Origin of the sequence: Kitasatospora sp. DSM 101779, from assembly GCF_025655475.1 — a bacterium.
Lineage (GTDB): Bacteria > Actinomycetota > Actinomycetes > Streptomycetales > Streptomycetaceae > Kitasatospora.
This window is the reverse complement of sequence record NZ_JAHTIK010000001.1, coordinates 3,830,029-3,846,908: the sequence shown is the minus strand read 5'-3', so window position 1 is coordinate 3,846,908 and position 16,880 is coordinate 3,830,029. Positions and strand designations below refer to the sequence as shown.

17 protein-coding genes, 1 pseudogene and 1 riboswitch are annotated in these 16,880 nt (G+C 74.1%); of the genes and pseudogenes, 8 read left to right on the top strand and 10 right to left on the bottom strand.

Annotated elements, in window-relative coordinates:
- Positions 1-333 (top strand): annotated as a pseudogene (locus KSNIM_RS17370) (hypothetical protein); the annotation flags it as partial.
- Positions 334-443: 110 nt separating this feature from the next.
- On the opposite strand, the gene KSNIM_RS17365 reads toward KSNIM_RS17370, so the two are convergent.
- Positions 444-1,019 carry a TerD family protein gene (locus KSNIM_RS17365; protein ID WP_030268801.1) on the bottom strand — a complete coding sequence of 192 codons (576 nt, stop codon included), beginning with the start codon at positions 1,017-1,019 and terminating at the stop codon, positions 444-446.
- A gap of 138 nt (positions 1,020-1,157) precedes the next feature.
- Complete coding sequence (locus KSNIM_RS17360) at positions 1,158-1,646, bottom strand: hypothetical protein (protein WP_263104123.1); 489 nt, start codon at positions 1,644-1,646, stop codon at positions 1,158-1,160.
- Between the two features lie 129 nt (positions 1,647-1,775).
- Between KSNIM_RS17360 and arfB the strand changes: the two genes are divergently transcribed.
- Complete coding sequence (gene arfB / locus KSNIM_RS17355) at positions 1,776-2,210, top strand: alternative ribosome rescue aminoacyl-tRNA hydrolase ArfB (protein WP_263104122.1); 435 nt, start codon at positions 1,776-1,778, stop codon at positions 2,208-2,210.
- Between the two features lie 29 nt (positions 2,211-2,239).
- On the opposite strand, the gene KSNIM_RS17350 is transcribed toward arfB, so the two are convergent.
- Complete coding sequence (locus KSNIM_RS17350; protein ID WP_263104121.1) at positions 2,240-2,767, bottom strand: flavin reductase family protein; 528 nt, start codon at positions 2,765-2,767, stop codon at positions 2,240-2,242.
- Between the two features lie 280 nt (positions 2,768-3,047).
- Here KSNIM_RS17350 and KSNIM_RS17345 point away from each other — a divergent pair, with 280 nt between their 5' ends.
- Positions 3,048-4,850, top strand: a complete 1,803-nt coding sequence (locus KSNIM_RS17345) for a sensor domain-containing diguanylate cyclase (protein WP_263104120.1) — start codon at positions 3,048-3,050, stop codon at positions 4,848-4,850.
- A gap of 92 nt (positions 4,851-4,942) precedes the next feature.
- Entirely contained in the window at positions 4,943-5,857 is a 915-nt protein-coding gene (locus tag KSNIM_RS17340) for a hypothetical protein (protein WP_263104119.1), read from the top strand.
- Here the strand turns inward: KSNIM_RS17340 and KSNIM_RS17335 are convergent.
- The 4 genes from KSNIM_RS17335 to KSNIM_RS17320 form a co-directional block, all read right to left on the bottom strand.
- Positions 5,835-6,698 (bottom strand): class II fructose-bisphosphate aldolase, encoded by an 864-nt coding sequence (locus tag KSNIM_RS17335; protein WP_263104118.1) that lies wholly within the window; start codon positions 6,696-6,698, stop codon positions 5,835-5,837. The genes KSNIM_RS17340 and KSNIM_RS17335 overlap by 23 nt on opposite strands.
- 65 nt (positions 6,699-6,763) lie before the next feature.
- Positions 6,764-7,939 (bottom strand): N-acetylglucosamine-6-phosphate deacetylase, encoded by a 1,176-nt coding sequence (gene nagA / locus KSNIM_RS17330; protein ID WP_263104117.1) that lies wholly within the window; start codon positions 7,937-7,939, stop codon positions 6,764-6,766.
- A complete protein-coding gene (locus tag KSNIM_RS17325) occupies positions 7,936-8,868 on the bottom strand; it encodes an ROK family protein (protein ID WP_263104116.1) in 933 nt (310 codons plus the stop codon). The genes nagA and KSNIM_RS17325 overlap by 4 nt, the downstream gene beginning before the upstream one ends.
- A 132-nt stretch (positions 8,869-9,000) precedes the next feature.
- On the bottom strand, positions 9,001-9,933 hold the full coding sequence (locus KSNIM_RS17320) for an SIS domain-containing protein (protein ID WP_263104115.1): 933 nt from the start codon (positions 9,931-9,933) through the stop codon (positions 9,001-9,003).
- 212 nt (positions 9,934-10,145) lie between these two features.
- Between KSNIM_RS17320 and KSNIM_RS17315 the strand changes: the two genes are divergently transcribed.
- On the top strand, positions 10,146-10,940 hold the full coding sequence (locus KSNIM_RS17315; protein ID WP_263104114.1) for a DeoR/GlpR family DNA-binding transcription regulator: 795 nt from the start codon (positions 10,146-10,148) through the stop codon (positions 10,938-10,940).
- A gap of 154 nt (positions 10,941-11,094) precedes the next feature.
- Positions 11,095-12,387 (top strand): extracellular solute-binding protein, encoded by a 1,293-nt coding sequence (locus KSNIM_RS17310; RefSeq protein WP_263104113.1) that lies wholly within the window; start codon positions 11,095-11,097, stop codon positions 12,385-12,387.
- Between the two features lie 31 nt (positions 12,388-12,418).
- Here KSNIM_RS17310 and KSNIM_RS17305 read toward each other — a convergent pair whose 3' ends face one another.
- Positions 12,419-12,760: a cupin domain-containing protein gene (locus KSNIM_RS17305; RefSeq protein ID WP_263104112.1), complete on the bottom strand. Its 342-nt coding sequence runs from the start codon at positions 12,758-12,760 to the stop codon at positions 12,419-12,421.
- A gap of 94 nt (positions 12,761-12,854) precedes the next feature.
- Here KSNIM_RS17305 and KSNIM_RS17300 point away from each other — a divergent pair, with 94 nt between their 5' ends.
- Positions 12,855-13,082: a DUF3263 domain-containing protein gene (locus KSNIM_RS17300; RefSeq protein WP_030268825.1), complete on the top strand. Its 228-nt coding sequence runs from the start codon at positions 12,855-12,857 to the stop codon at positions 13,080-13,082.
- 37 nt (positions 13,083-13,119) lie between these two features.
- Complete coding sequence (gene otsB / locus KSNIM_RS17295) at positions 13,120-13,980, top strand: trehalose-phosphatase (protein WP_263104111.1); 861 nt, start codon at positions 13,120-13,122, stop codon at positions 13,978-13,980.
- A gap of 84 nt (positions 13,981-14,064) precedes the next feature.
- On the opposite strand, the gene KSNIM_RS17290 is transcribed toward otsB, so the two are convergent.
- Together KSNIM_RS17290 and KSNIM_RS17285 are read right to left on the bottom strand one after the other, a co-directional pair.
- The gene (locus KSNIM_RS17290) at positions 14,065-15,534 is read right to left on the bottom strand and encodes a trehalose-6-phosphate synthase (protein ID WP_263104110.1); all 1,470 of its coding nucleotides are present in this window, start codon (positions 15,532-15,534) and stop codon (positions 14,065-14,067) included.
- A 67-nt stretch (positions 15,535-15,601) separates the two neighbouring features.
- On the bottom strand, positions 15,602-16,606 hold the full coding sequence (locus KSNIM_RS17285) for a glucosyl-3-phosphoglycerate synthase (protein WP_263104109.1): 1,005 nt from the start codon (positions 16,604-16,606) through the stop codon (positions 15,602-15,604).
- 137 nt (positions 16,607-16,743) lie between these two features.
- Positions 16,744-16,877, top strand: a riboswitch (SAM riboswitch).
- Positions 16,878-16,880: the final 3 nt, after the last annotated feature.

The following is a 16,880-nucleotide window of genomic DNA, read 5'->3' as shown; positions in this document are numbered from 1 at the left end:
GGGGGCACCGTCGTCCCCGCCGCTCGCGTCCGGGCGGCCGGCCGCGGGGCCGGATTCAGCTTCTTCGGCCGGCCCGCCACCGCGGCGGCGCTGCGGGCCGCCGCCCCGGCGCCCGCCGTCGGCGACCTGGCCGACGTGGTCGGCGACGAGGCCCTGGCCGAGAGCGTCCGCTACTCGGCCCCCGCCCAGCAGGCCCTGCCGGCCGAGCAGACGCCGGCACAGCCCGCTCCGGAGACCGGCGCAGAGCACGGCCGCCCCGAGGTGGTCGACCTGACGCCGCACGAGGACACCGAGATGCTGCAGCTCCCCGAGCTGCGCGCGGGGCGCTCCTGACGGCGGCCGCCGCCACGGAAACGGGCGATGCCCGGGAACCCACTGGGATTCCCGGGCATCGCCCGTTCGTGGCGCGCCGGAGGTTGACGGACCGGCGGTTCGCCGATGCGTCAGACGTTGACGCCGAAGTCCTGCGCGATACCGACCAGGCCCGAGGCGTAGCCCTGGCCGATGGCGCGGAACTTCCACTCGGCACCGTTGCGGTAGAGCTCGCCGAAGATCATGGCGGTCTCGGTGGCGGCGTCCTCGGACAGGTCGTAGCGGGCGATCTCGGCGCCGCCGGCCTGGTTGAGGACGCGGATGTAGGCGTTGCGGACCTGGCCGAAGCTCTGGCCGCGGCTGACCGCGTCGTAGATCGAGACCGGGAAGGTGATCCGGGTGACGTCGGCCGGCAGCGCGGCCAGGTTGACGTTGATCTGCTCGTCGTCGCCGGCACCCTCGCCCGTCCGGTTGTCACCGGTGTGGACGACCGTGTTGTCCGGGGTGGCGGTGTTGTTGAAGAAGACGAAGTGACGGTCGGAGTACACCTTGCCGTCGTTGTTCAGCACGATCGCGCTGGCGTCGAGGTCGAACTCCGCACCGGTCGTGGTGCGGACGTCCCAGCCGAGGCCGACGGTGATGGCGGCCAGGCCGGGGGCCTCCTTGGTCAGCGAGACGTTGCCACCCTTGGAGAGGCTCACGGGCATGGTGTGTGTGTCCCTTCGGTCGCTTTTGTTCGGAAGAACGCTGCTCGCGGGGGCCATGGTTCCAGGCCTGGCCGAATTTCTCGTACGAACCGTCGTGCGGCGGCGTGCCGCGGGCGCGCGGGGCCGGCGGGGCGCCGGTCAGATCCGGGGGAAGCGGCCCTGCACCGACCAGATGTTCGGATTGTCGGCCAGGCCCTCGTGCAGGTCCGTCAGATCGGCGAGGACGTCCTGCAGGAAGTCGCGGGCCTCGCGGCGGAGATCCGCGTGGCGGACCACCAGCGGCTCGGCGTCCCGCAGCCAGGTCGCGGTGATCTCCACCCAGCCGAAGCGGCGGGCGAACCGGAGCAATTCGGTGTTCTGGGTGAAGTCGAGGTCGGCGGTCTGCACGGCGGCGGCGCGGCTGCCCTGCGGGTCCCGGTCCAGTTGCTCGGCGATGTCGCACAGCGCCCAGGCGAAGTCCAGCACCGGCACCCAGCCCCACCGGGTCTCGACGGCCTCGCCGTCCGCCTCCAGGTAGACGTCGCCGCAGAACAGGTCGTACCGCAGGCTCCGCACGGGGGCCTCCCGGTAGTCGGTCTGCGGCGGGTCGGGGAAGCGGTTGGACAGGGAGTACCCGAGCTCGATCACCGCCTCATTCTCGCAGGAACGGGAGGCACCCCCGGGGCGCGTGGGGCACCCGGTGCGCTGTCCCCCAGGTGCTGGCCTCCGTGCGGTTAACCGCGTGACCGCGGGCCGGTGGGGCGGGATGATGGACGTATGTCCGAGCCCATCCGCGTACGGGGGTCGGTGGTCGTCCCCGACGCCGAGCTCGTCTGGCGATTCTCGCGTTCCTCCGGCCCCGGCGGCCAGCACGTCAACACCTCCGACACCCAGGTCGAGCTGCGCTACGACCTGGCGGCGTCGGCCGCGCTGCCCCCGGTGTGGAAGGAGCGCGCCCTGGAGCGTCTCGCCCACCGCCTGGTGGACGGCCGGGTGCTGGTCGTCCGGGCCTCCGAGCACCGGTCGCAGTGGCGCAACCGGGAGACCGCCGCGGCGCGGCTGGCCGCCCTGCTCGGCGAGGCCACCGCTCCGCCGCCGAAGGCGCGCCGGGCGACCCGGCCCACCCGCGGCATGGTCGAGCGCCGGCTGGAGAACAAGCGTCACCGTGCGCAGCTGAAGCAGGGCAGGTCCCGGATCCGCCCCGCGGACTGACGCCGCGTCGGGCCCGCCGCGGCGCCGGGTCAGCCGAGCCGGCGGTAGTCGCCGCGGAAGTACAGCAGCGGCTTGGCGCCGGGCTGCTCCACCCGGGCCTCCAGCACCCGGCCGATCACCAGGACGTGGTCGCCCGCGGCCACCCGCTGCTCGGTGCGGCACTCGACGGTCGCCAGGGCGCCCTCGATCAACGGGGCGCCGCTGTGCTCCCCGCGGCGGTGCGGGGTGTCGGCGAAGAGCAGCCGGTCGCTGAGCCGGCCCTTCATGGCGAACCGGGAGGCGGCGGTGCGCTGCTCCTCCGCGAGCAGGGAGACCGCCCAGGTCTCGGCGCGGGTGAGCACGTCGTCCATCCGGGAGTCCTCGCGGACCGAGATCAGCACCAGCGGCGGCTCCAGCGACACCGACAGGAACGAGGTCGCCGTCATGCCCGCGTCCTCGCCGTCCTCGGGGTCGTTGGCGGTCACCAGGGCGACGCCCGAGGCGAGCTGCGAGAGGGCGGCCCGGAACTCGTCGGGGCCGGCCGTACGGATGGGCGAGGGTTGCGAGGAGGTGTGCACGTACCGCACGGTAGTCCGCGCCCGCGCAGAGCGGAATCGGGCCCTGGTCGTAGGACTGCGGGCCGGTGCGGGCGGTCCTGACGTGGTCCGATGTCCGGGTTCGTGGCGGTTTGCGGCTGCTCGAAGCGGAGTGGGCACGGGCAGATGGTGTGATTTGAGTCACAAGTGATGGCCTATTGCTGACCGAGCGTGCCTATCGCTGTGCTCGCTGTGATTCAGTTCTTCTGGCAATCGGACGATAACCATCACCGCCAATCCGAAGCAGCCGGGGAGCCCCCGCATGGAAGCCGAGTCGGAGCCCTACGTCCGCCTCGCGACCCTCCGCACCTTGCACCGGGTCGTGGCGGACCTCAACGCTGCCCGCAGCCTGGCCGGCACCCTGCAGGCCGTGGTGGAGGGCGCCGTGCACGGGCTCGGGTTCGACGCGGCCGCGGTGAGCCTCGTCCGGCCCGACGGCGACCTGGTGGTGGCGGCGGTCTGGGAGGTCGAGGAGAGCGGGGTGGCCGGCCCGGCGGTGCTGCTCGGCCAGGTCGGCTCGCGCGAGTCCTGGGACCGCATGCTCAGCGTCAGCGACCACTGGGGCACGCTGCGCTTCCTGCCGTACGACCGCGGCTGGGCGATCGGCACCGACGTGCCGACCTGGACGGGCGACGGCCCGCTGCCGGTCTACGCCAACGACTGGCACCCCCGCGACTTCCTGTTCGCGCCGATGTACAGCGCCGGCGGCGACCTGCTCGGGGTGCTCTCGGTCGACCGGCCGCGCAGCGGCAAACGGCCCGGGGCATGGACCCGCGAGGCCCTGGAGATGTTCTCCCTGCAGGCCTCCATCGCAATCGGCAACGCCCGGCTGCGCGCCGAGATGCAGCGCGCGCTCGCGCGCCTGGAGAAGGAGCAGCAGGCGCTGCGGGCCAGCGAGGAGAGCTTCCGTCAGGCCTTCGAGTACGCGCCCAGCGGCATGGCCATCACCGAGCTGCACGGCGCCGCCCGGGGCCAGCTCACCCGGGTCAACGACGCGTTGTGCCGGCTGCTCGGCCGCCCCCGGGCGACGCTGCGCCGGCAGAGCTTCGCCGACCTCGTCCACCCGGAGGACCTCGCCCTGCTGCAGCGCACCAGCGCCGAGGGCGGCCGGGCCGAGCTGCGGCTCTCCCGCCGGGACGGCGGCTACCAGTGGGTCTGCCTGCGCAACTCGGTGGTGGCGGACGCCGGTGAGGGTCCGAGCTTCCTGCTCACCCACGTCGAGGACATCGAGGACCGCAAGCGCCACGAGCTGCAGCTGGCGCACCGGGCCAGCCACGACGCGCTGACCGGCCTGCCGAACGGTTCCGAGCTGCGCACCCGGCTCGGCCGGCGGCTGTGCGGCCTGCCGCCCGCCGCGGCCGCCGAGCACGGTCCGGCCTTCGCCCACCCCGAGTTCTCCTACAGTGCGCACACCGCCTTCGACGGCCCGGGCGGCCCGACCGCGCTGGCGCACGGCTACGGCACCTCCGACCCGGCCTTCGACCGCGACCTGGAGGCCTTCGCCGCGGGCGAGGTGCTCAGCCGCTTCGACCACGACCCGGCCCACGTGCACACCGTCGTGCCCGCGGAGCAGCCGGACGGCCCGGAGCCCTGGAGCGGCGGGCACGGGGCCGGGGCGCACCGGGCGGCGGGTGCGCCGGACAAGGGCCTGGCGGTGCTCTTCTGCGACCTGGACGGCTTCAAGTCCATCAACGACCGGTTCGGCCACAACGCGGGCGACGCGGTGCTGATCGAGGTGGCCCGCCGACTGCAGCAGGCCGTCCGCGAGGGCGACACCGTCGCCCGGCTCGGCGGCGACGAGTTCGTCGTGCTCGCCGACGGCATCGGCCGCGAGGAGGCGAAGGACCTCGCCGGCCGGCTGCGGAACGCGATCATCCCGCCGATGCGGATCGACAACCGGGCGATGCGGGTCGGCGTCAGCCTCGGCATCGGCTGGGCGGGTTGCGGCATGTCGATCGAAGAGGTGCTGCACGCCGCCGACGAGCGGATGTACGACGAGAAGCGGGCGCGTGGAGGTTCGGTGAGGGGAACGCGGGGGGAGCGTTCCCACCGTCGAGCCGGGTAGCCGGGGCGTTGATCGGCTTTCCCCGCGGTCGGCCCCTGCAGGTAGGGTGCCGCTGGTACGAGCGTCCATCATCTGCCCGGGGAGTGAGCACCGTGACCACGGACGGCAGCAACGGCGCGCCCGAGGGCGCGGGCGACGACGACCCCTTCGCCTACCTCTACCGCCCGGCCGACGGCTCCGCCGCGCCCGCCCAGCCGCGCAGCTCGTACAGCCGCCCGATGGAGGTCGGCCGCGCGCAGTACGGCCAGCAGGCCGCCGCACGGCCGCAGCAGCCCTACCCGCCGCAGCAGCCGTACGGCCAGTCCTCGCAGACCACGCCGCTGCCGCCGCAGCAGAGCCGGTACGCCGAGCATTCCCGCCCGCAGCCGGGCGAGGAGCGGCAGGGCTCGGGCCGCGGCAAGGGCGCGGTGGTCGGCGCGGTGGCGGTGATCGCCGCGGTTGCGGTCGGTGTGGGCATCGCGCTCTCCACCGGCGACCCGGGCAAGAAGGACAAGGCCGCGCCGAACCCGACCGGGGCCTCCGCGCCGGCCTCGACCGGCGCGCCGGCCTCGCCCACGGCGTCGGCGAGCCCGACGGCGGACACCAAGCCGGTCGCCGACGCGTCCAAGCTGCAGGCCCAGAACGCCCCGGCGGCGAGCAGCGTGAAGGGCGCGATCTCCGCCGACGGCAGCTACCTGACGCTGCAGGGCGGGTCGACGGTGACCTGGACGGTGGTCGCGCAGCAGGCCGGTCAGACCAAGTTCTGGCTGCACTTCAACAACACCGGCGCGGACACGCCCGCGCAGGTCACCGTCAACGGCAAGGACCACCCCGGCGGAGTGACCTTCAAGAACTACTCGAAGGGCAACTCGGACGCGGACCGCGCCTGGTACAGCACGAACATATGGCCGCAGCTGGTGGCCGGGACGAACACCCTGACGGTGACCCTCCCGGCCGGCAGCGGCAGCATCCTGCTCGACCAGGTCGCGCTGACCGACATGTCGGTCAGCGACTACCCGAAGAGCTGACGACGGCGGCGAGGCGGGCGACCGCGGCGGCCGCCGCCGCGCGCCCGTCGGCGAGGTAGCGGCGCGGGTCGGTGACCCGGTCGTCCCCGGCGAGGTGCTCGCGCACCGCCCCGGTGAAGGCGAGGTTGAGCGCCGTGCCGATGTTGATCTTCACCAGGCCGGCGGCGATTCCCGCGGACAGTTCGCCGTCGGGCACCCCGGAGCTGCCGTGCAGCACCAGCGGCACGGGGACGGCCGCGGCGAGGCGGCCGATCAGTACGTGGTCCAGGGCGGCGGTCCGGGTGGTCATGGCGTGCGAGCTGCCGACCGCGACGGCCAGCGCGTCCACCCCGGTGTCCTCCACGTAGCGGGCGGCCTCCGCCGGGTCGGTCCGGGCGCCCGGGTCGTGCGGGGAGAGCGGCGGCTCGCCCTCCTTGCCGCCGATCCGGCCGAGCTCGGCCTCCAGGTGCAGCCCGTGCCGGTGCGCCCAGGAGGCGGCCTGCGCGGTCGACTTGACGTTGTCGTCGTGCGGGAGCCGGGAGGCGTCGTACATCGCGGAGGAGAAGCCGGCCGCGGGTGCGGCGTGCAGCAGGTCGAGGTCCTCGACGTGGTCGAGGTGGAGCGAGAGCGGCACCTTCGCGGCGGCGGCGATCTCCGCGCAGGCGCGGGCCAGCGGCAGCACCCGGCCTCCGTGGTGGCGGACGGCGTTCTGACTGATCTGCAGCACCGCGGCGGTACCGGCCCGTTCGGCGCCGGAGGCGACGGCCTCGGCGTGCTCCAGGGTGATCACGTTGAAGGCGGGCAGGCCGCGGCGTTCGGCCGCCGCCTGGGCGAGCAGGTCGGCGGTGGTGGCAATGGGCATGGGTGTCCCCCAGGGGATGAGTGACGGGACGCAGTGCCGCCACTCACCCCCGGTGGGACGGGGGATCAGACCGCGGAGACGGTCCTGGCGAGGCGGTCCGCGCCGGTGATCCACTCGCCGCGGCGCATCACCGCGACGAGGTCGTACGTGAGCGAGTCGAGGACGACGAGGTCGGCGTACTTGCCCGCCTCCAGCGACCCGACCGAGTCCGCCAGGCCGAGCAGCCGGGCCGGAACGGTGGACAGGGACTCGACGGCCTGGCCGAGGCTCAGGCCGTTGACGGTGACGGAGCGCCGGAACGCCACGTCGAGGGTGAGGGTGGAGCCGGCGATGGAGCCGCCCTCGACCAGCCGTGCGACGCCGTTCTCCACCCGGACCTCCAGCGGCCCGAGCGGGTAGAGGCCGTCGCCCATGCCGGCCGCGCCCATCGCGTCGGTGATCAGCGCGACCCGGCCGGAGCCGGCGGTGCCGTAGGCGAGGTCCAGCACCGAGGGGTGCAGGTGGACGCCGTCGTTGATCAGCTCGACGGTGACCCGCTCGTCCTCCAGGAGGGCGACGATCGGGCCGGGGGCGCGGTGGCCGATGGCGGGCATCGCGTTGAAGAGGTGGGTGGCGACGCTCGCGCCGGCCTCGATGGCCTCCAGGGTCTTCGCGTAGTCGGAGTCGGTGTGGCCGACCGCCGCGATCACCCCGAGGTCGGCGAGCATCCGCACCGACTCCAGGCCGCCGGGCAGTTCCGGGGCGAGGGTGACCATCCGGGCGGTGCCGCGGGCGGCGTCCACCACCTTGCGCACGACCGCCGGGTCCGGGTCGCGCAGCAGCGCCGGGTCGTGCGCGCCGCAGCGGCCCGGTGAGATGAACGGGCCCTCGAAGTGCACGCCGGCCAGCACGCCGTCCTCGACCAGCTCGGAGAGGACGGCCGCCTGCCGGCAGACCTCGTCGATCTCGCCGGTGACGGTCGAGGCGACCGTGGTGGTGGTGCCGTGCGCCTGGTGGGTGCGTGCCGCGACGAGCGCCTGCTCGGCGTCGCCGGCGGCGTACGAGGCGCCGCCGCCGCCGTGCACGTGCAGGTCGACGAAGCCGGGGACGACCGTGTACCCGGTGAGGTCGACGTCGGCGAGGTCCGGCTCGCCGCCCAGGGCCGCGATGCGCGGGCCCTCGACGGTGATCCGGCCGTTCTCGACGACGCCGCCGGGGAGGACGAGTCGGGCGCCAGCCAGGGCAATGCGGTCCGCGGTCACGCGGTCACCTCCGTGGAGAGCAGGTCCCAGGCGAGCAGACCCGCTCCCAGGGAAGCGGCGGTGTCTCTGAGCTCGGCCGGGACGACCACGGGGGGCATCTGGAAGGTCAGCCGCTCGGAGACCGCCGTACGCAGCGGTGTGAAGAGCGTGTCGCCGGCCTCGGCCAGCCCGCCGCCGACGATCACCGTGGACGGGTCGAGCAGGCTCTGCGCCAGCACGATGCCGTCCGCGAGGGCGTCCACGGCCGTCCGCCAGACCTCCGCCGCGCGCGGGTCGCCGGCCTCGACCGCGGCCGCGCAGGCCGCCGCGTCCGCGTCCGGGTCGCCGCAGGCGTCGGCCCAGGCCCGGGAGACCGCGGAGGCCGAGGCCAGGGTCTCCAGGCAGCCGCGGGCGCCGCAGCCGCAGGCCGGTCCGCCGGGGCGGACCACCACGTGGCCGATCTCGCCGCCGTAGCCGTGCGCGCCCGCCTCGATCCGGCCGTCGATGCCGATGGCGCCGGCGATGCCGGTGCCCAGCGCGACGAACAGGAAGCGGTTCACGCCGCGGCCGGCGCCGATCCGTCCCTCGGCCAGCCCGCCGGTGCGGACGTCGTGGCCGAGGGCGACCGGCAGGCCGCCGAGGCGCTCGCCGAGGAGCTTGCGCAGCGGCAGGTCGCGCCAGCCGAGGTTGGCGGAGAAGACCGCGATCCCGTTCTTCTCGTCGATCGTCCCCGGCACCGCGACTCCGGCGGCGACGGGAGCGCTCCCGAGACGGGTGCGGCCCTCGTCCGCCAGTTCGGCGGCGAAGTCGAGGATGGCGGTGACGACGGCGTCCGTGCCGTGCTCCCGCCCGGTCGGCCTCCGTGCTTCGAGCAGCACTGAGCCGTCCTGGGCGAGCAGCGCGGCTTTCATGCCGGTGCCGCCCACATCGAGTGCGATGACGTGCTTCACGGGGGACAGTCTCCCTTGAGCCGGTCCGAGAGGTCTAGTCCAGTTGCGTGATTGGTCTGGTCCATGACGGTGACGTTTGTCGCCATTGCGCCGCAGCTGAGAGGTTTGCTCCTTCCCGGCCCGCCACCCTTCTCATGCCCCGTCCGGGGCCAGTACCACCGACCGGGTCAGGTTCCTCGGCCGGTCGGGATCCAGCCCGCGGGCCGCGGCGACCGCCAGGGCGAGGCGCTGCACCCGGACGAGGTCGGCCATCGGGTCGACGCCGTCCGGTCCGGAGCCGGCCAGCAGCAGCGCGCCGGTGGCGCCGACCTGGGCGGCCAGGCCCTCCGGCAGGGCGCCGAAGGCGACCACCGCGCGGCCGGGTGCGGCGATGCTGATCGGCCCGTGCCGGTACTCCATCGCCGGGTAGGCCTCCGTCCAGGAGAGCGAGGCCTCGCGCATCTTGAGCGCAGCCTCCTGGGCCAGGCCCGCCGTCCAGCCGGTGCCGAGGAAGGAGAACTGCTCGCACCCGACCAGCCCGGGCGGCAGCGCGTCCTCGATCACGGCGTGCGCGTCCTCGGCGGCGCGGGCCACCGTGCGGACCCCGGGCGGCAGCGCGTCCTCGGTCTCCAGGTGGGCCCGGAGCAGCGCCAGCGCCGTGGTCGCGAAGCGGGTCTGCACCACGGAGCGCTCGTCCGCGAAGCCGAGGTCGACGACGGACCCGGCGAGCGCGGTGACCGGCTGCGAGGTGTCCGCGGTGACCGCGGTGGTCGGCGCCTTCGCCTGTCGCAGCAGGTCCAGCACCTCGGTGGTGGTGCCGGAGCGGGTGATCGCCAGCACCCGGTCGTAGCTGCGGGCGTGCGGGAACTCGGAGGCGGCGAAGGCGTCCGTCTCGCCGTGGCCGCCGGCCTCCCGCAGTGCGGCGTAGGCCTGGGCCATGAACCAGGACGTTCCGCAGCCGACCACGGCCACCCGCTCCCCGCGCTGCGGCAGGGCGGCGGACGACTCGGCGGCCAGGGTCGCCGCCGTGCGCCAGTCGGCGGGCTGGGTGGCCAGCTCCTCGGCGGTGAGGGATGGCTGGGGCATGGAGCGGCTCCTCGGGCTGATGCACCGGAACGGACGGAACTGCGTGAAGATGATTGATTTATAGCTCTTTCGCGCAGCAATGCGCAACGGTGCGCGCGGTTCGGGGTCGGAAACCGGCCGTCGACCCGGCGCGCCGCCGCCGGTGTGCAAAGCTGTGCAGGCTTCGCGCAGGTGCGCGCAGCGGTCGGATCCGGTCGGGAGGGCGGCGCACGGTGTCCAGGTACGAGCGGTGGAACGCACTGCTGGAACTGCTGGCCGAGCACGGGCGGCTGGAGGTCGAGGAGGCCGCCGAGGCCCTCCAGGTCTCCGCCGCGACCATCCGCCGCGACCTCGACCAGCTGGCCCGCCAGCAGATGGTCACCCGCACCCGTGGCGGCGCCGTCGCCCACCACGTCTCCTACGACCTGCCGCTGCGCTACAAGACCGCCCGGCACGCCGACGCCAAGCAGCGGATCGGCGCCGCGGTCGCGGGCCTGGTCGCCCCCGGCGAGGTGGTCGGCCTCAACGGCGGCACCACCACCACCGAGGTCGCCCGGGCGCTCGCCGTCCGGCCCGAGCTCACCGAGTCCTTGGAGGGCGGCGCCGGGCAGGGCCTCACCGTGGTCACCAACGCCCTCAACATCGCCAACGAGCTGACCGTCCGCCCGCAGGTGAAGATCGTGGTCACCGGCGGCGTCGCCCGCCCGCAGTCCTACGAGCTGATCGGCCCGCTGGCCGGCCTGATGCTCGCCGAACTCGCCCTGGACGTCACGGTGCTGGGCGTCGACGCGATCGACGTCGAGCACGGTGCGACCGCCCACCACGAGGGCGAGGCCGGGGTGAACCGGCTGCTCGCCGAGCGCGCCCGCCGGGTCGTGGTCGCCGCCGACTCCTCCAAGCTGGGCCGCCGCGCCTTCGCCCGGATCTGCGGCCTGGACGGGATCGACACCCTGGTCACCGACTCCGGCGCCGACCAGGAGCTGACACGGGCGTTCACGGAGGCCGGCGTGCAGGTGGTCACCGTCTGAACGTGCAGGCGGACTGTCCGGATTCGTCCCGTTCCGATTGCAGCCGGTGCAACGACATCTGACACTTCGATAACTACCGCGCGAACCGGTCTGGACCACATGCGCGGGCGCTTGGGAGGGTGGCGCAGCTTCCCCTTCCGAAGGCGGTCCCCGCGTGAACACCCTCACCCGCACGAACCCGCTCCGCGTCTGTCGCGTCCTGGCGCCCGCACTCGTCCTCGTCCTCGCCACCGGGTGCGGCACCCTCGACTCCGGCGGGGGCGGCGGCGACGTCACGCTGCGCCTGGTCGCCGCCGACTACGGCGACAGCGAGGCCAACAGCACGGCGCACTTCTGGGGCGACGTGATCGGCCGCTTCGAGGAGGCCAACCCCGGCATCACGGTCGAGCTCGACCTGCAGAGCTGGAACGACATCGACAAGCGGGTCGCGAGCCTGCTCGCCTCCGGCCGCACCCCGGACCTCGTGCAGACCGGCGGCTTCGCCGACCAGGTCGCCGCCGACCGGCTCTACCCGGCCACCGACGTCCTCTCCATCGACACCCAGGCCGGCATGATCGACGCGTTCTCGCGCGCCGGCCAGGTGCTCGGCAGCCAGTACGGCATCCCGTTCGTCGCCTCGACCCGGGTCTTCTTCTACAACAAGGCCGTCTTCGCCAAGGCCGGCATCACCGCCCCGCCCACCACCTGGGACGAGCTCCGCCACGACGCCGAGCTGATCAAGGCCAAGGTGCCCGGCGTCACCCCGTACGGGCTGCCGCTCGGGCCCGAGGAGGCCCAGGCCGAATCCATGATCTGGGCCATGGGCGGCGGCGGCGGCCTCGCCGACAACGCCGGCAACTACACCTTCGACTCCCCGCAGAACCGGGCCACCTTCGCCTGGCTGCGCACCAACCTGGTCGAGAAGCACCTCACCTACGCCGATCCGGCCGCGACCGACCGCAAGACCGTCTTCAACGACTTCGCCGCCGGCAAGGTCGCGATGCTCAACGGCCACCCCGGGCTGGTCGCCAAGGCCACCGCCGCGAAGATCGACTACGGCACGGCGGCGATCCCGCGCAAGGACGCCACGGTCAAGCCGGCCACCTTCGGCGTCGCCGACTGGATGATGGCCTTCAAGGCCAACGGCCACCGGACCGAGATCAAGAAGTTCCTCGGCTTCCTCTACCGCACCGACAACCAGCTCGCCTTCGACGAGCAGTACAACCTGCTGCCGGTCACCCAGGAGACCCGCACCGAGATGACCGGCAGCGGCCGCCACCGCGACCTCACCGAGTTCCTCAACGCCCTGCCGACCGCCAACTTCTACCCCTACGGCGACCCGTCCTGGGACAAGGTCAGCGGCCTGGTCAAGCAGCAGATCGGCGCCGCGGTGAAGCGCGATGGCAACGACGCGCTCGCCGCCCTGCAGGCCGCCGCGGCCACCGAGGCGGGCCGCAGCCGGCGCTGAGGACGGGCCGCGGGCCCGGTTCGGCCCGCGCTCAGGGCAGGGTGATCGCGTACGCCTTGCGGAGCGTCTCGTGCACCGTCCAGGTGGTGCGGTCGCCCGCGTGCAGCACGGCCGCGTCGCCCGGACCCACCTCCAGGACGGGTCCGCCCTCGACCTCGATGGTGGCCCGGCCGCTCACCACCACGAACAGCTCGTCCGCCTCGGTGTCGGTCACCGTGCCCGGGGTGATCTGCCACAGGCCGCGCAGCTGCCGGCCGTCCGGCGAGGACCACAGCACCCTGCCGGTCACCTCGGGCGTGCCGGCGACGATCTGGTCGGGGTCGAGCGGCTCCGGCTCGAGCTCGGCGTCGGGAATGTGCAGTGCGAAGGTCATGGACCGACGCTAGCCGGGCCGGACCCGGCACCGGGGCGGGCAGAGTGTGTCGCACCGGGCGGGCAGAATGACACCTCGTAAGAGGAGGTGGACGATGGCAGCCCTGACCGAGCGGGACCGCGCGGTGCTCGCCCTGGAGGCCCGGCCCTGGCGCACGGCCGGCGCCAAGGAACGGGCGATCCGCGCCGAGCTCGACATCTCCGCGACCCGCTACTACCAGCTGCTCAACGCCCTGCTGGACAATCCCGAGGCGCTGGCCGCCGACCCGGTGCTGGTCAACCGGCTGCGCCGGATCCGCGAGCGGCGGCGCGCCGAACGCTGACGGTGTCCGGCGCCCGAGCCTGGGTACCGTCCCGGACATGGGCATTCCTGAGCAGTTCACTCCGAGCACGGCCGCCGGGCGGGACGGTCTGGCGGCACTGCTGGCCGCACCCGGCGAGGCCGTGGTGGCCCTCGACTTCGACGGCACGCTGGCACCGATCGTCGCCGACCCGACCGCCGCCCGCGCCCACCCCCGGGCGGCCGCCGTGCTCTCCGCGCTGGCGCCCCGGGTCGGCGCCGTCGCCGTGGTCACCGGCCGCCCCGCCGCCGACGCGGTGGCCTACGGCGGCTTCGACGGCGTCCCCGGACTGGAGCACCTGACCGTGCTCGGGCAGTACGGCGCCGAACGCTGGGACGCGCACACCGGGGAGCTCACCGCCCCCGAACCCCCCGCCGGCGTCGCCGCCGCCCGTACCGCGCTGCCCGACCTGCTGACCCGCGAGGGCGCCCCCGAGGGCACCTGGACGGAGGACAAGGGCCGCGCCCTCGCCGTGCACACCCGCCGCACCGCCGAGCCGCAGCCCGCGATGGACCGGCTGCGCGCCCCGCTGGCCGCGTTCGCCGCCGAGCACGGGCTGGTCGTCGAGCCCGGCCGCTTCGTGCTGGAGCTGCGCCCGCCCGGCGTCGACAAGGGCGGTGCACTGGAGGCCTTCCTCGCCGAGCACTCCGCCCGCACGGTGCTCTACGCCGGAGACGACCTCGGCGACCTCGCCGCCTTCGCCGCGGTCGAGAAGCGCCGCGCGGAGGGCCTGCCCGGCCTGCTGGTGTGCAGCGGCCCGACCACCGGCGAGGCGCGGGTGCGCGAGCTGGCCGACCGGGCGGACCTGGTCGTCCCGGGCCCGGCCGGCCTGATGGACCTGCTCGCGGCCCTCGCCGAGGAACTCGGCACTCAAGCCTGAGACGGGCACCACACCAGGGGCGCCGGCGGCACCCGGCGCGGTGCCCCCGGCGCGGTGCCCCCGGTGCTCCTCATGGGTCGTCTCTCAGCCGAGGGCGTTCAGCTGGTCGAGGAACCACTGCTGCGGGGGCAGTGCGGTGGCTGCGGCGGCGAGCCGCTTGGTGCGGTCGGTGCGCTCCTCCGCGGGCATGGTCAGCCCGCGGTGCAGCGCCTCCGCGGTGGCGATCACGTCGTACGGGTTGACGGTGATCGCGTCGTCGGCGAGTTCGGCGAAGGCGCCGGCCTCCCGGGAGAGCACCAGGGCGCAGCCCGCGTCGGAGACCACGGGGATCTCCTTGGCGACCAGGTTCATGCCGTCCCGGATCGGGTTGACCAGGGCCACGTCCGCCAGCCGGTAGGCCGCCAGCGACCGCGGGAAGTCGTCGTTGACGTGCAGGATCAGCGGCTGCCAGTCGGGCGTGGCGAACTCGTCGTTGATCTCGCGGGCGATCCGCTGCACCGCCGCGGTGTACTCGCGGTACTCGGGCAGGTCGTGCCGGGAGGGGTAGGCGAAGGCGATGTGCACCACCTTGTCCTGCCACTCGGGCCGGCTGCGCAGCAGGTGCCGGTAGGCGAGCAGGCCACGGACGATGTTCTTGCTGAGTTCGGTGCGGTCGACCCGGACGATCGTCCTCCGGTCGCCCACCGCCTCGCGCAGTGCGGCCAGCCGGGCGTCCACGTCCGACCGGTGCGCGCGTTCGCGCAGGAAGTCGGCGTCCGCGCCGAGCCCGTGCACGCCCAGCCGGGTGGTGCGTCCGGCGTGGGTGACGGTGCGGGCCGCGCGGTCCACCTCGGCCCCGAGCACGGCCTCGCAGCAGTCGGCGAAGGCGAGCGCCCAGCGTTCGGTGAGGAAGCCGGCCCGGTCGGCGCCCAGGATGCCGGTGAGCACCTCGGCGGCGACGTCGTCGGGCAGCAGCCGGTAGTACTCCGGCGGGGCCCACGGGGTGTGCGAGAAGTGCCCGATCCGCAGGTCCGGGCGGAGCGCGCGGAGCAGCGCCGGGGCGAGCGAGAGGTGGTAGTCCTGCACCAGCACGGCGGCGCCCGGTGCGGCCTCGGCGGCCAGGGCCTCGGCGAAGGCGGCGTTGTACGCGGTGTAGGACTCCCACTCGCGGCGGAAGCGGTCGTCGAAGACCGGGGTGACCGGGGTGTCGTACAGCAGGTGGTGGACGAACCACAGGGTGGAGTTGGCGATGCCGTTGTAGGCGCGGGCGAAGGTGCCGGGCTCGATGTCCAGCATCCGGACGGCCTGTCCGCCGACGTCGTGGCCGGCCAGGTCGAGCCGGCCGTTCGGGGCCTGCCGGGAGGCCTGCCGGTCGGCGTCGCCGAGGGCGGCGCAGACCCAGACCGCCGAGGGGTCGTCGATCGCGGAGAGCCCGGACACCAGGCCGCCGCCGCCTCTCTTCAGGGTGAGCGCGCCGTCGTCCCCGCTGCTGAAGGACACCGGGCCGCGGTTCGAGGCCACCAGGACGGGGGCGGCGCCAGACTGCTGCGTACGTTCGAACGCGAGATCGGCCATATCCCCTAGCTTGCCGCGCGATCGGTGCGGCAAACCATTCGGCGGGTCCGCGGGTCCGCGGGCCCGCTCAGCGCCCGGTGTACTCCGGCACCGTGCGCATCGGCGGGCGCTCCAGGGCGGTCACCTCGTGGGTGTGCGCGGTGAAGCCCCGGGTGCCCGGATCGCGGCTGAACTGGGTGAGCAGCGGGTGCACCAGATCCTCGCCGGCCTTCAGCCGGTGGGTGCGGTCGAGCCGCTCCAGGGCCGTCCGGTAGATCGTGGCGGCCATCCGCCCGAGGGCCTGTCCGTCCTGGTGGCGGTGGTGCCGGACGCCGACGTCGACCTGGGCCAGCGCGTCCAGCCCGACCGCCTCCAGGGCGTCCACCAGCAGGCCGAGCTCCACCCCGTACCCGGTCGGGAAGGGCAGCCGCTCCAGCAGCGTGCGGCGGGCCGCGTACTCGCCGCCGAGCGGCTGGACGAAGCCGGACAGCTGGGGCCAGTGCAGGTTGATCAGCGGCCGGGCGACCAGTTCGGTGACCCGCCCGCCGCCGGCCGGCACCACCGCGCCCCCGGTCTCCAGCGGCCGGTCGTACATCGCCTTGACCAGCTCCAGCGCGGGGTCGGTGAGCAGTGGGCCGACGATCCCGGTGACGAAGGCCGGGTCGAACTCGCGCAGGTCGGCGTCGACGAAGCAGACGATCGCGCCTGAGGTCGCCAGCAGCGACCGCCAGAGCACCTCGCCCTTGCCGGGGGCGGCCGGCAGCCGGGGCAGGATGTCGTCCCGGTGCACCACTCGGGCGCCCGCCGACCGGGCGGTCTCGGCCGTCCGGTCGACCGAGCCGGAGTCCACCACCACCAGTTCGTCGACCAGCGGATGACGCTCCATCAACTCGCTGCGGACGGTGGCGACGATCTCCCCGACGGTGGGTTCCTCGTCGAGGGCGGGCAGCACCACGCTGACCGTTCCGGCGCTCCCCGCCGCCCGCTTGGCGGCGATCAGCCGCTCCACCGGGAAGTCGGCCGCCGCCCAGGAGCGGCGACGCAGCCAGGACGCGACCTCGGGGAGGACGTCGGGACGGGGCTGCTCGGTCACGGTCTCGCTCCTCGTAACTTCCATCTCGCGGATCGGACGCCGCCTTTCGGCGCCGGGGCCTTCGGATACAGTCTTCGTACTGCGGTGAAGCCTTCGCACGCCGGGGTCGCCGCAGCGGACAACACACAACTTCACAGAGCTCATCCAGAGGGACTGAGGGAACGGCCCGTCGACGTCCCGGCAACCTTCTCGCAGCGGCGGTCGCAGGCCCCCCGCGGGACAGGTGCCAATTCCGGCCTGTGGCGCAACCGCGCCGCGGGGAAGATGAGGAGAG